Annotated in this window: 10 protein-coding genes; 2 read left to right on the top strand and 8 right to left on the bottom strand. The window is 61.0% G+C overall.

The genetic code is table 11. The features are described from left to right. Window positions 1-24: 24 nt before the first annotated feature. From ACEN84_RS28310 to ACEN84_RS28340, 7 genes are all read right to left on the bottom strand, one after another. Window positions 25-1392: an FGGY-family carbohydrate kinase gene (locus ACEN84_RS28310; RefSeq protein ID WP_413711378.1), complete on the bottom strand. Its 1368-nt coding sequence runs from the start codon at window positions 1390-1392 to the stop codon at window positions 25-27. Next, window positions 1389-1709 carry an L-rhamnose mutarotase gene (gene rhaM, locus ACEN84_RS28315; RefSeq protein ID WP_413711379.1) on the bottom strand — a complete coding sequence of 107 codons (321 nt, stop codon included), beginning with the start codon at window positions 1707-1709 and terminating at the stop codon, window positions 1389-1391. Before rhaM ends, ACEN84_RS28310 begins: the two co-directional genes overlap by 4 nt. Continuing rightward, window positions 1706-2719, bottom strand: coding sequence for an ABC transporter permease (locus ACEN84_RS28320; RefSeq protein ID WP_413711380.1), 1014 nt, complete (start codon window positions 2717-2719; stop codon window positions 1706-1708). The genes rhaM and ACEN84_RS28320 overlap by 4 nt, the downstream gene beginning before the upstream one ends. After that, window positions 2716-3705, bottom strand: a complete 990-nt coding sequence (locus ACEN84_RS28325) for an ABC transporter permease (RefSeq protein WP_413711381.1) — start codon at window positions 3703-3705, stop codon at window positions 2716-2718. Before ACEN84_RS28325 ends, ACEN84_RS28320 begins: the two co-directional genes overlap by 4 nt. Before the next feature lie 9 nt (window positions 3706-3714). Continuing rightward, the gene (locus ACEN84_RS28330) at window positions 3715-5250 is read right to left on the bottom strand and encodes a sugar ABC transporter ATP-binding protein (RefSeq protein ID WP_413711382.1); all 1536 of its coding nucleotides are present in this window, start codon (window positions 5248-5250) and stop codon (window positions 3715-3717) included. A gap of 69 nt (window positions 5251-5319) precedes the next feature. Then, window positions 5320-6315 (bottom strand): rhamnose ABC transporter substrate-binding protein, encoded by a 996-nt coding sequence (rhaS, locus tag ACEN84_RS28335; RefSeq protein ID WP_413711383.1) that lies wholly within the window; start codon window positions 6313-6315, stop codon window positions 5320-5322. A gap of 51 nt (window positions 6316-6366) precedes the next feature. Next, window positions 6367-7179 (bottom strand): DeoR/GlpR family DNA-binding transcription regulator, encoded by an 813-nt coding sequence (locus ACEN84_RS28340; protein WP_112720559.1) that lies wholly within the window; start codon window positions 7177-7179, stop codon window positions 6367-6369. 194 nt (window positions 7180-7373) lie between these two features. On the opposite strand from ACEN84_RS28340, the gene ACEN84_RS28345 reads away from it, so the two are divergent. Continuing rightward, window positions 7374-9470, top strand: coding sequence for a bifunctional rhamnulose-1-phosphate aldolase/short-chain dehydrogenase (locus ACEN84_RS28345; protein ID WP_413711384.1), 2097 nt, complete (start codon window positions 7374-7376; stop codon window positions 9468-9470). Between the two features lie 223 nt (window positions 9471-9693). Then, window positions 9694-10986 carry an L-rhamnose catabolism isomerase gene (rhaI, locus tag ACEN84_RS28350; protein ID WP_413711385.1) on the top strand — a complete coding sequence of 431 codons (1293 nt, stop codon included), beginning with the start codon at window positions 9694-9696 and terminating at the stop codon, window positions 10984-10986. A gap of 212 nt (window positions 10987-11198) precedes the next feature. On the opposite strand, the gene ACEN84_RS28355 is transcribed toward rhaI, so the two are convergent. Next, window positions 11199-12944: a hypothetical protein gene (locus ACEN84_RS28355; RefSeq protein WP_413711386.1), complete on the bottom strand. Its 1746-nt coding sequence runs from the start codon at window positions 12942-12944 to the stop codon at window positions 11199-11201. Between the last annotated feature and the right edge of the window lies 1 nt (window position 12945).

The following is a 12945-nucleotide window of genomic DNA, read 5'->3' on the forward strand; positions in this document are numbered from 1 at the left end:
TAAAGCGCGGCCTTGGAAAGACTGTTATTCCGTCAGCGCATACCAAGCGGCGCGATAGGCCACGAGCCCGGCGATATCGGACGGCGCGAAACGCGTCTCCTTGGTCGGCGCCGGCTTGACGCCGGTCAGCAGCGAAGCGCCCTGACTGGTGCCGGTCGAGCCGGGAAGCGCGATGACTTCGCGCTGCGTCAGGGCCGCCACGAGCCGGAGGTAAAGACCGTTCGTCGAGAAGGGGCCCTCGACGATCACAGGCCCCTTGGCACCAATCAGATCGAAGCAGGCTTGGCTCATCAGCGCGAGATAGACGCATGCGGCCGCATAGCACTCGGCAGGGCTCGCCGCATCGGCATTGATCCATTGTCTTTCCCGTCCGGGGAAGGGTCCGGAACCCGGCGCCACATTGGGCAGCAGCATGATCTTTTCGGAAATGACGGATGGCAGGGCAGCGATCGCATCCTCCTCGGAAACCTTGCCGATCTCGGCCGAAAGTATCTCGAACTCACGCCCGCCCATGAAGCGCGAGGAGGGGACAGCGCGGCCATAGGCATCGACATTGGCGAGCGCATCGCGCTTCGCATCGAGATGTTCCAGATCACCGCCGACGCCGAAATTGACGACCCAGGTGCCGGTCGAGACGACGGCGAAGGGCGCTGCACGGGCAACCAGATGCGGCAGCAGCGAGGCGTTTGAATCGTGGATGCCGCAATAGACCGGGACGGATATGCCGATCTTCTCGGCAATATCAGGCAGCAGTGGGCCGAGCGCATCGAAGGCCGAGCGGATCGGTGCCATTAGGCCGCGAATACCGAGTGTATCGACAAGCGTCGAATATTGCCCGGTCTTCGGGTTCCACAGATCGGTATGGCAGCCAAGCGACGTCGCCTCGTTGGCAGCAACGCCGGTCAGCCGCGCCGACCAATATTGCGGGTAGGTGACGATCGCGGCGACCTTCGCGAAGTTGTCCGGAAAAGCCGTCTTCTGATAATGCAGCTGGGCGCCGATATTCAGGCCCATCGTCTGACGCGGCGAATAGGTCTCGGCGAAGGGCGGGCGAAGCGCGGTATAGGCATCGCGGATCGCCTGCGGGTACTCGTGCTCGTAATCGATGACAGGCATGGCGAGCGTGCCACCGGCCCCAAGCAGAGCGGCCGATGCACCATGGGTGGTGATCGAGATTGCCTCGAAACCCGGCTCCTTCGCAAAGCGCCGGAAGGCGTCGAGCATGAAGGACCAGAGCGCTTCGACATCGTAATGCGGATAGATGCCGTCTTTGAGAACGGTATTCGCCATCTTGGCGGCAGCGATCTCGGCGCCGGTTTCGGCGTCGAGCACGACGACCTTGGCATTGGTCTTGCCGATATCGAGAACGGCGATGCGGCGGTAGCGGTTCATGGCATATGGAAGACGGTGACGAGATCGCTTTGGACGGGCGAATTGTCGGGGTTCGTCGCCATGATGTCGGCCATATGCGCCCACCACTTCTTCATCACCGGATGCTCCGGCAGGCTGGCCATCGTGTGATCGGCCGGGCGCGTCAGCACGCCGAACAGCGTGTTGGTCTCACGGTCGAGATGGATCGAGTAATCGCTGGCGCCGGATTTGTGAAGAAGATCAATCAGTTCCGGCCAGATCTCGTCATGCCGGTTGATGTATTCGGCTTCCATGCCCGGATTAAGCTTCATCTTGAAGGCGTGTTTCTGCAAGGTCATTTGGAACTCATCAGCTTGATGCGGCGGGCGATGATCGGGATGGCGATGGTGACGATCAGGAGCAGGCCGATGAAGATCGACATGACGATGCCGGGCACGTTGAGCAGGCCGAGGCCGAAGGTCACCAGACCCATGACGAAGGCAGCGATGACGACGCCGCCGATCGTGCCGGAGCCGCCGAGGATCGATACGCCGCCGAGCACGACCATGGTCACCACTTCAAGCTCCCAGCCCTGGGCAATCGACGGGCGCGTCGAGCCGAGACGCGAGGTCAGGCAGACGGCTGCGATGCCGCTCATCACGCCTGTCAGCACGAAAAGGATGAACTTGATGCGCTCGACCGGAATGCCGGAGAAGCGGGCGGCGAATTCGTTATTGCCGATCGTGTAGATCTGGCGGCCGAAATTCGTGGCATGAAGCAGGATCGCGAAGGCAATCGCCAGCACGATGAACAGCACGAATTCGAAGGAGAACACCCAGAAGACATAGCCCTGGCCGAAATAGGCGAAATCGGCCGGATACTTGCCGTAGGCCTGGTCGCCGAGCACGATATAGGAAATGCCGCGGAACAGGCTCATCGTGCCGATGGTCACGACGATCGACGGCAGTTTCATTACCGAAACCAGGAAGCCATTGAAGATGCCACAGAGGAGGCCGGTTCCGATGCCGATCAGGACGATGACAGGCGTCCCGAAGCCTGCCTGAACGGCAGCACCCATCGCCGTCGAGGCAAGCGCGATGATGGCGGCGACCGAGAGGTCGATTTCACCGGCTATGACGAGCAGCGCCATGGCAAAGGCGATCATCGCCTTTTCGGTGAAGTTGAAGGTCGCGTCCGAGAGGTTCCAGGCGTCGAGGAAGTAGGGCGACGCCACGGAATTGAAGATGAAGATCAGCACGGCGACGCCGAAGAGCAGGACTTCCCAGCTCGACATGACGCGGCGGAAAGGCGTGCCGAGCCGATCGGGAATGACGCGCTTTTCAGGCGCGGCTGACGAAACGGTGCTCATGCTGCCACCTCTGCTGCTGCCTTGTCCCGCAGGATGATGCGGCCGCGATTGCGTTCACGCCGGGCGTTGAAGACGACGGCGAGGATGATCACGGTTCCTGAAATCGCCATCTGCGTGAAGGGCGAAATGCCGATGACGGGAAGCGCGTTCTTGATGACGCCGAGGAACAGCGCGCCGAGCACGGTGCCGATGACCGAGCCGACGCCGCCGGCAATCGAGATGCCGCCGATGACGCAGGCCGCGACGCTGTCGAGCTCGAAGCCGTTGGCGATATCGACATAGGCTACGGCATAGCGCGAGACCCAGAGATAGCTGGAAAGGCCAGCGAGTGCGCCCGAGAGCACGAAGGCGAGGAACTTCGTCCAGCCGGTATCGATCCCGGCATAGACGGCGGCGGTCGGATTGCCGCCGGCCGCATAGGCCGAGCGGCCGAACTGCGTGTATTTCAGAAGCATGTACATCAGAAGCACGATGATGATGCCGACCCAGCTCAAGACCGGCAGGCCGAGGATCGGCTCGCGCGGTACGGAGAGGAAAGTCGGCGTCATCTGATGGGCGTTGACCCAGGCGCCGCCGGAGAGAACGAAGGCCATGCCGCGGTAGATCGTCAGCGTGCCCAAGGTCACGACGATCGGCGGTATTTCCAGTGCCCAGACAAGAAAGCCATTGATGGCGCCAAGTGCGGCGCCGATCGCGATCGCCGCGACGATCAGCACGATCAAGGGGATACCGGGATAGGCGGCGTTCAGCATGGCGATCGCCATGCCGGTAAAGGCAAGGTTGGCGGCGACCGACAGGTCGATGGATTTCGTCAGGATGACGGTCATCTGCGCCAGCGCCAGGATGATCAGGATCGAAGTATCGTTGAAGATGCCGGCGAGGTTCGACGGCGTCGCGAAATCGGACGCGCGCGTCGAGAAGATGCCGATCATCACGACGATGATGAGGAAAAGCAGGGTTTCGCGTTTTTTGATCAGTCTTGCCATGCTTTTACCTCACGCATTTCCGGTCGCCGCGCGCACCAGCACTTCCGGCGAGAGTTTGTCGCGGTCGTAGAGACCGGCCGAAAGGCCTTCCTTCATCACCAGCACGCGGTCCGACATGCCGATGATTTCAGGCAGTTCCGAAGAAATCATGATGATCGACAGGCCCTCGGCCGCGAGCTCGCTGATGAAGCCGTGGACGGCGGCCTTGGAGCCGATATCGATGCCCTTGGTCGGCTCGTCGAGAATGATGACTTTCGGCATGGTGGCGAGCCACTTGCCGATGACGACCTTCTGCTGGTTGCCGCCTGAAAGCGTCCCGACGGGCACGGAGAGCGCTGCAGCGCGCAGATCCAGCCGCTCGGCATATTTGCGGGCGAGGGCGAATTCTTCCGCAGCCTTCAGGAAGCCCTTGCGCGAGGTGCGCGTCAGCGACGGCAGGGTCATGTTCTGGTAGATCGGCATCGGCAGCGCCAGGCCATGGCGGCCGCGCTCTTCGGGCACATAGACGATACCGGCGCGGATCGCATCGAGCGGCGAATTGATCGAAAGCTCCCTGCCTTCGAGCGTCAGGCGGCCGGAGAGTGGCTTGGTGATACCGAACAGCGACTGGCTGAGCTCGGAGCGGCCGGCGCCGATCAGGCCGTAGACTCCGAGGATTTCGCCCTTGCGGAGCGTGAAGGAAATGTCGCGGAATTCGGTGCGGTGACAGTATTTCTCGACGCTCATCACCGGAGCGCCGATCGCCACGTCGATCTTCGGGAAGGCGTTCTCGACATCGCGGCCGACCATCATCTTGACGATCGTATCCTGCGGCGTCTCCTTGAGACGCCCGGCACCGACCGCCTTGCCGTCGCGGAAGACGGCGAAATTGTCGGCGATCTCGTAGAGCTCGTCGAATTTGTGGCTGATGAAGAGGATCGCCTTGCCCTTGGCCTTCAGGCCCTGGACGATGCGGAAGAGATCGTCGATCTCCTTGCGCGAAAGGGCAGCCGTCGGCTCGTCCATGATGACGATCCGGGCCTCGATCGACAGCGCGCGGGCGATCGCCACCAGATGGCGCTGCGCAATCGAGAGATCCTTCAGGCGGATCGTCGGATCGATATTGCTTTCCAGCGAGATCAGCAGCTCCTTCGAGCGCTCGTTCATCGCCTTCCAGTCGATGGTGCGGAAGCGGGTTTTCGGCGCATGGCCGAGAAAGATGTTTTCTGCAACCGTCAGCTCGTCGAAGAGCACGGTTTCCTGATGGATGGCGGTGACGCCTGCATCGATCGCGGCCTGCGCGCTCGTAAAGCTGACAGTCTGCCCATCGACGATGATCTCGCCTTCGTTCGGGCGGTAGATGCCGGTGAGGATCTTGACGAGCGTCGACTTGCCGGCGCCGTTTTCGCCGATCAGCGCGGTAACCTTGCCCGGATAGAGCGCAATGCTGACATTATCGAGCGCCTTCACGCCCGGAAATATCTGCGAAATGCCGCGCATTTCGAGAATGGCGGGCGCGTCATCGGGCCGTGTGGCCTGGACTGGTTCTTGAAGGGCAGTCGTCATCAGCAAAACCATGAAGAAAGAGAAGCCCGGCGGCTTGGAGCCGCCGGGTGTCCGGATGTTTTCGTAGGATCAGAAGACCTTGGAGAACTGGTCGATGTTCGAAGCGTTGTAGACGAACGGATCGGACATGGCGGCTTCGCCCTTGTCGTCGATCTTGATCTTGCCCATGCGGCCGGCTTCGATTTCCGTGCCCGGCTTGCCGTCGGCATCACCCTTGACGAGGTGATAGGCGATCTGCGTTGCGGAATAGCCGAGGTCGATCGGGTTCCAGATTGCGAATTCCTTCGTCGCGCCAGACTTGATCGCGCCGGCCATTTCGGACGGCAGGCCGAGACCCGTCACGTAAACCTTGCCGACGAGGCCCTTGTCTTCGACAACCTTGGAAGCGGCGAGAACGCCGACCGTCGTCGGAGCGACGATGACCTTGACGTTCGGGTTGGACTTCAGGAGGCCTTCAGCTTCGCGGTAGGACTTGTCCGAGAGGTCATCGCCGTACACCGTGGTGACAAGGTTCAGGCCAGCGAAGTCCTTCAGCTGCTTCTTCATCTGGTCGATCCAGATGTTCTGGTTCGTCGAGGTCGTCGTTGCCGACAGGATGGCGAAATCGCCCTTGCCGCCTTCGAGGTGATCCTTGACGAGCGTCAGGCACATCTTGCCGATCAGCTCGTTGGACGACGGGTTCAGCTGGAGGATACGGCCTTCAGGTGCAACGCCGGAGTCCCAGGAGATGACCTTGATGCCGCGCTGTGCGGCCTTCTTGAGGGCCGGAACGACAGCGTCCGGATCGTTTGCCGAGATGGCGATCGCATCGACGCCCTGGGCGATCAGCGAGTTGATGACTTCGATCTGGCCTTCTGCCGTCGTCGAGGTCGGGCCGGTGTAGATCACTTCCACGCCGCCGAGTTCCTTGGCTGCTTCCTGCGCGCCCTTGTTGGCGGCGTCGAAGAAGCCGTTGCCCAGCGACTTCACGACGAGACCGATCTTGATGTCCTTGGCGCTGGCCGAGCCGGCCATCACAGCGACGGCAAATGCCACGCCGATTGCAAGTTTCTTTGCGAATTTCATGCTTTCATCCTCCCACGTTGATTAAGTCTAACGACATCCGGCCGGCGCCCCTCAGGCGACCGACGAGGAATCCTCCCTTGCCGCCTGTGCGGCTGCGCTCGCGATCACGAGCTTGATACCTGCATCCTCGATCATGCGGACGGCCTCCTCCGGGATGCCATCGTCCGTGATGATCGTCGAAACGCGCTCGAGCGGGCACAGAATGAGGCTCGAGCGGCGGCGGAACTTGCTTGAGTCGACCATGACGACGAGCTCGTCTGCCTGATGCATCAGCTTCTGTTCGCTTTGAATGATCTGCGCATCGGCTTCCATGATGCCGTGCGGGCCGACACCCTGGGCACCGAAGAAAAAGCGGCGCGCATAGAAATGACGGATCGCGTCATTGTCGAAGGGCGACAGGATCAGGCTCTGCTCGCGATAGATCACGCCGCCCGGGACCGTCACCGTATTCTTCGAGTGCTTCACCAGATGCTCAGCGATCGCGAAGGAATTGGTCATCACCTGCATCCGGTGACCGGACATGAAGTGAACCATCTGGAATGTCGTGGTGCCACCATTGATGATGATGGCATCGCCGGGATCGCAGAGATCGACGGCTGCGCGGGCAATTGCGCGCTTCTTATCGATATTGACTGATTCTGACACGCGGAACGGGCGGCCTGCCAGATTGCCCAGCTGCGGCGGGTGAACGGCCTCGGCGCCACCGCGCACGCGGCGGATCTTGCCCTGCACATGAAGGGCCGCAATGTCACGACGGATCGTGGCCTCGGAAGCCTCGGTCAGTTCAGCGATATCCTGTATCGTGACGACAGACTTTTCCTGTACCGCGCTCATGATGATGCGATGGCGTTCGCGTTCGTGCATTGGGTCCTCCGTGTCATATTTATTTCGTATCGGTTAAAAGCTGTCAATCAAAAACGATCAAGAATTTTCATATTGCGCTGCACAATAATTGTTTTTGATCGTTTTCGATTGACAACGCGCATTTTCATGAGCGATATCGGTCACGACAACAGCGTGGATTTCTCCGCGCAGAAGAACTCATATGGGAGGATGACATGGCGGCCAACGTCCGGCTTCTTGATAACCGTTGGGATGACAGCTACGCGGCAAAACTCGACGAGCCCGGCAAGCTGCTATACCGCTCGAACCTCCTCGGCGCCGACAAGCGCATCACCAATTACGGCGGCGGCAACACCTCTGCGAAGGTGATGGAAACCGATCCGCTGAATGGCGAAAAGGTCAAGGTTCTCTGGGTGAAGGGCTCCGGCGGCGACGTCGGCACCATCAAGCTCGATGGCTTCGCGACGCTCTATCAGGACAAGCTCGACTCGCTGAAGAGTATCTACAAGGGTGTCGAAGACGAAGACCGCATGGTCGGCTTCCTGCCGCATTGCACCTTCAACCTGAACTCCCGCGCTGCCTCGATCGATACGCCGCTGCACGGCTTCGTGCCGTTCACGCATGTCGACCATATGCATCCGGACGCGATCATCGCCATTGCCGCTTCCAAGAATTCCAAGGAATTGACGCAGCAGATCTTCGGTGCCGACATCGGCTGGCTGCCCTGGCGCCGCCCGGGCTTCCAGCTCGGCCTCGATCTCGAAGCCTTCGTCAAGGCCAACCCGAATGCCAAGGGCGTCGTGCTCGAAAGCCACGGCCTGTTCACCTGGGCGAACGATGCCAAGGCCTGCTACGAACTGACGCTCGATATCATCAACAAGGCGATCGAGTGGTTCGCGCAGCAGACCGAAGGCAAGACAATCTTCGGCGGTGCTGCGACCGAGAGCCTGCCGGTTGCCGAGCGCCGCGCCATTGCCGCCCGACTGATGCCGGAAATCCGCGGCCGCATCGGCAAGCAGGAGCGCAAGCTCGGCCATTTCGACGATCAGGACGCCGTGCTCGAGTTCGTCAATTCGAAGAACCTGCGCCCGCTCGGCGCGCTCGGCACCAGCTGCCCCGACCATTTCCTGCGCACCAAGATCCGCCCGCTGATCGTCGAACTTGATCCGGCCAAGCCAGATGTTGATGCCATCATCGCCGGTCTCGATGCGGCGCTGGAAGCCTACCGCGCCGACTACGCCCGCTATTACAATGACTGCAAGCACGACAATTCGCCCGCCATGCGCGATGCGAACCCGGTCATCTTCCTGGTGCCCGGCGTCGGCATGCTCTCCTTTGCCCGCGACAAGGCAACGGCCCGCATCGCCAGCGAGTTCTACGTCAACGCCATCAACGTCATGCGCGGCGCTTCGACGGTTTCCGAATATCAGGGCCTGCCGGAGCAGGAAGCCTTCGATATCGAATACTGGCTGCTTGAAGAAGCCAAGCTGCAGCGCATGCCGAAGCCGAAGAGCCTCGCCGGCAAGGTTGCCTTCGTCACCGGCGGCGCCGGTGGTATCGGCCGCGCTACGGCCGCCCGCCTGATGGGCGAGGGCGCCTGCGTGGTGCTCGCCGATATCGATGCCGAAGCGCTCTCTGCCGCCGAAGCCGATTTCGCCAAGAAGTACAGCGCCGATGCGGTTCGCAGCGTCAAGCTCGATGTCACCCGGGAAGATGCGGTCATCTCAGCCTTCGCCGAATCCTGCGTCGAGTTCGGCGGCGTCGATATCCTCGTCTCCAACGCCGGTATCGCATCCTCGGCGCCGATCGAAAGCACCGAGCTGTCGATGTGGAACAAGAATATCGATATTCTCGCGACCGGCTACTTCCTCGTTTCGCGCGAGGCCTTCCGCCTGTTCCGCAAGCAGAATCTCGGCGGCAACGTTGTCTTCGTCGCTTCGAAGAACGGCCTTGCCTCGTCGCCGAACGCGGCTGCCTATTGCACCGCCAAGGCCGCCGAGATCCATCTCGCACGCTGCCTTGCGCTCGAAGGCGCGGAAGCCGGCATTCGCGTCAACACGGTCAACCCGGATGCCGTTCTGCGCGGCTCGAAGATCTGGAACGGCGAGTGGCGCGAACAGCGCGCGGCCTCCTCGAAGATCGAGGTGGACGATCTTGAGGAACATTACCGCAAGCGTTCGATGCTGAAGCTCAACGTCTTCCCGGAAGATATCGCCGAAGCTATCTACTTCCTGGCGTCCGATCTGTCGGCCAAGTCTACGGGCAACATCATCAACGTCGACGCAGGCAACGCACAGAGCTTCCCGCGATAAGGGTCGTTTCGGAATAACGCGGGGGCCTTTCTCTCCTCCCTCATTCCTGTGCTTGTCACAGGAATCCAGTGCGCCCAAGTCCTTGGGCGCGGGAGACTGAGGCCCCGGCAAGAATTGAGTCATTCACGGCGCGGACGCGCCGTGGCTGGATTCCTGTGACAAGCACAGGAATGAGGAATGTTATAGCGCGCGTCCAAAACCGCAGCGAAGCCGGGAGGAAATCATGACCGAACAGAAAATCGCGCAGGATGTCATTGCGCAGGAAAATGAAAAGCGCGCAAAAGCGCTCAAAGAAGACTACGACGCGCTCGGCGCCACGCTTTCGCGCCGCGGCATCGATATCGAAAACGTCACCCGCAAGGTGTCCGAATTCTTCGTCGCCGTTCCCTCCTGGGGCGTCGGCACCGGCGGCACGCGCTTTGCGCGCTTCCCGGGAACCGGTGAGCCGCGCGGCATCTTCGACAAGCTCGACGATTGCTCCGTCATCAACGAGCTAACGCGGGCGACGCCGAATGTCTCGCTGCATATTCCGTGGGACAAGGCCGATGCCAAGGAGCTGCGCGCCAAGGGGGATGCGCTCGGCCTCGGTTTCGATGCCATGAACTCCAACACCTTCTCGGATGCGCCCGGCCAGAAGCATTCCTACAAATACGGCTCGCTCAGCCATACGGACGCGGCAACCCGCGCCCAGGCCGTCGACCACAATCTCGAATGCATCGAGATCGGCAAGTCGATCGGCTCCAAGGCGCTGACCGTCTGGATCGGCGACGGCTCGAACTTCCCGGGCCAGAGCAATTTCACCAAGGCTTTCGAGCGCTATCTCGCTTCGATGGGCGACATCTACAAGGCGCTGCCCGACGACTGGAAGCTGTTCTCCGAGCACAAGATGTACGAGCCGGCCTTCTACTCGACCATCGTGCAGGATTGGGGCACCAACTACCTGATCGCCCAGACGCTCGGCCCCAAGGCGCAGTGCCTCGTCGACCTCGGCCACCACGCGCCGAACACCAATATCGAGATGATCGTCGCCCGGCTGATCCAGTTCGGCAAGCTCGGCGGCTTCCATTTCAACGACTCGAAGTACGGCGACGACGACCTGGATGCCGGTTCGATCGAGCCCTACCGCCTGTTCCTAGTCTTCAACGAGCTTGTCGATGCCGAACAGCGCGGCGTCAACGACTTCAATCCGGCCCATATGATCGACCAGTCGCATAACGTCACCGATCCGATCGAGAGCCTGATCAACAGCGCCAACGAAATCCGCCGCGCCTATGCGCAGGCGCTGCTCGTCGACCGCAAGGCGCTCGCCGGTTATCAAGACGAAAACGACGCGCTGATGGCGACCGAAACGCTGAAGCGCGCCTATCGCGCCGATGTCGAGCCGATCCTCGCCGAAGCCCGCCGCCGCGCCGGCGGCGCTATCGACCCGGTCGCAACCTACCGCGCCAGCGGCTACCGCAAGAAGGTCGCCGCTGAGCGCCCGGCTTCGGCCGCAGGTGGTGGCGGCATTATCTAAGAAAGACTAGCCTCCCAAGGCTCGGCCGCCGCAGATCGATGCGGCGGCCGGAAGATTTCTAGAAAATAAGTTCAATATACCCGCCTAAGCCATTGAATATATTTCAACAAAACTGGCCAGCCCAAAGCGAAAAACCTTAAATCATTTTATCGGAAACGGCCGTTAAGCAGCTGTTTTTGAAATGATTTACGCATCAGCAACGGCGTACGCACTTACCCGGCAGGCTGTGCCTGCGGGCAATCTTCGGGAGCGTCGTGATCTCCTGCCAGATTGCGCTGGCCGAGGCCCACGATTGCCGCGGCTTCCAAGGCCTGCCGGCGATAGGCGATCAGTCCGGACAGGTAATGCTCGACATCGTCGATGCGCACCCGGAAGGCGTGATGGCGGATGAAGAATGAGCCTGCGATCCGTGCAGGGTTCTTCGTGAACATTGCGAGCTCCGGCCAGAAGTGACCGTTCAGCAGATAGAGGGCCCGGCGTTCAAGGGCCGCGCCGAAACGCCTCCGGTCGATGTCTCCGAGCAGATGCGCATGTTCTCGGTCACCTTCCAGCCGGGTCAGCACCTGCCGAGACGCCATCATCAGCTCCAGCAGGGTGGGGAACGTGGTGATCCGGTTGGCGACGAAATCCAAGTGACTGGCGACATTGGCAATCGCGAAGCGGTAATAATCCTCCCGCGGGCAATGGCGGGTGAGTTCGTTGGCGGCATAGGCCAGCCAGTGATCGTGATGCCTCTCATAGCCGTCCGCGATGAAATGCGAGAAAGCCCGCTGGGCCGCTTTCAGCAACGCCCTGTCTCCGGTGAGATCATAAAGGCGCATCAGCGCAAAGGCGGCCTCGCCCTCGTAATAGATCGTCCGGAACGCATCCTTGGTAGCGAGCGATGGGAAATCTAGAACGTGACGGAATGCGCCGCTCTCCGCGTCCTGCATGAACGATATCCCAGCTGCGAGCCGCGACATCAGCGCGAGATCAGCACCGCCGCCTTCCACCTCAGCCATCTTGGCGAGCGCAAGGATCGCCAGCGCATTGCCACCAAGCTTGATCTCGGAATTCGCCTCGACCAGAAACGCGGCAGGGCGCCCATCCGGCATATCCGTGTGCACGATGTAGTCGTCCCTCATGCGGGTCAATGAACGCTCGATCGCGTTGCGCAACGACTGGCTGCGCGTGACTTCGTAGGCCTCGATCATCGCGTAGGTCGCGCTGGCGTGTCTGAGCGTATTGTAGCTATCGATGGTCCGGTCGAAGCATGGATACAGGCCGTAGACGAAACGCCCGTCCGCACCGACCTGATCGGCGAGAAAATCAGATCCGGCCGCAATCAGCGAATTGAGCAACGGGATGCTCAGCGCATCTACAACACGCCGGCCGGCATTGCGGCCAGTCGTATAGAGATCGTGCAAGGTATCGCCATCGAAGAACGCGCCCTTGCTGGCGAAGAGATGCACTGGTGTGTCATCACCAAAGGCTGGCAGGGGAGTGCGGGGAAAGCGACGTTGAAAGTAGTTGCGGACGTTGCCCTCGTTGAATTCGGCCGTCGGATTATGATTGCCGCCATAGAGCATCGCATTGGCGTTCAGCTCCTGCTCAAGGAGGGCACGCTCGAAATTCTCATCGAAACTGATGCCGAGCCGGAAGTAGTTCCGCTTGGTGCCCGCGAGCATGCGCCGAAGCTCAGCGAAAGTCGTCGCGTCGACGGCCATCGGCCAATCGATGCGGAGCCAGAAGTTCTCACCCGTTTGCTGCTCCGCAAGGTCGCGTATCGCCGCGTCCCCGGCCTTCCAAACGGCGTCGAACGTTGCGCCACGCACAATCCGGACCGCCGCGCGCTGCTTGCCGGAGGAGAAGGAGATGAACAGCACGAAGGCAGGGTAGGGGTGTTGAAGCTCTTGGCAGCCTCGCCGCACCTGCTCGCGTAGCGCCGCGAGATCGGCGTCGGAGATAAACCCTATCATG

The organism is Rhizobium sp. Rhizsp82 (genome assembly GCF_047325115.1).
GTDB lineage: Bacteria > Pseudomonadota > Alphaproteobacteria > Rhizobiales > Rhizobiaceae > Rhizobium.

Bases quoted from the DNA above. Each gene is read 5' to 3' on its own strand.
- ACEN84_RS28310 (WP_413711378.1), bottom strand. From the start codon at position 1,392: ATGAACCGCTACCGCCGCATCGCCGTTCTCGATATCGGCAAGACCAAT.
- rhaM (WP_413711379.1), bottom strand. From the start codon at position 1,709: ATGACCTTGCAGAAACACGCCTTCAAGATGAAGCTTAATCCGGGCATG.
- ACEN84_RS28340 (WP_112720559.1), bottom strand. From the start codon at position 7,179: ATGCACGAACGCGAACGCCATCGCATCATCATGAGCGCGGTACAGGAA.
- ACEN84_RS28320 (WP_413711380.1), bottom strand. From the start codon at position 2,719: ATGAGCACCGTTTCGTCAGCCGCGCCTGAAAAGCGCGTCATTCCCGAT.
- ACEN84_RS28330 (WP_413711382.1), bottom strand. From the start codon at position 5,250: ATGACGACTGCCCTTCAAGAACCAGTCCAGGCCACACGGCCCGATGAC.
- rhaI (WP_413711385.1), top strand. From the start codon at position 9,694: ATGACCGAACAGAAAATCGCGCAGGATGTCATTGCGCAGGAAAATGAA.
- ACEN84_RS28325 (WP_413711381.1), bottom strand. From the start codon at position 3,705: ATGGCAAGACTGATCAAAAAACGCGAAACCCTGCTTTTCCTCATCATC.
- ACEN84_RS28345 (WP_413711384.1), top strand. From the start codon at position 7,374: ATGGCGGCCAACGTCCGGCTTCTTGATAACCGTTGGGATGACAGCTAC.
- ACEN84_RS28355 (WP_413711386.1), bottom strand. From the start codon at position 12,944: ATGATAGGGTTTATCTCCGACGCCGATCTCGCGGCGCTACGCGAGCAG.
- rhaS (WP_413711383.1), bottom strand. From the start codon at position 6,315: ATGAAATTCGCAAAGAAACTTGCAATCGGCGTGGCATTTGCCGTCGCT.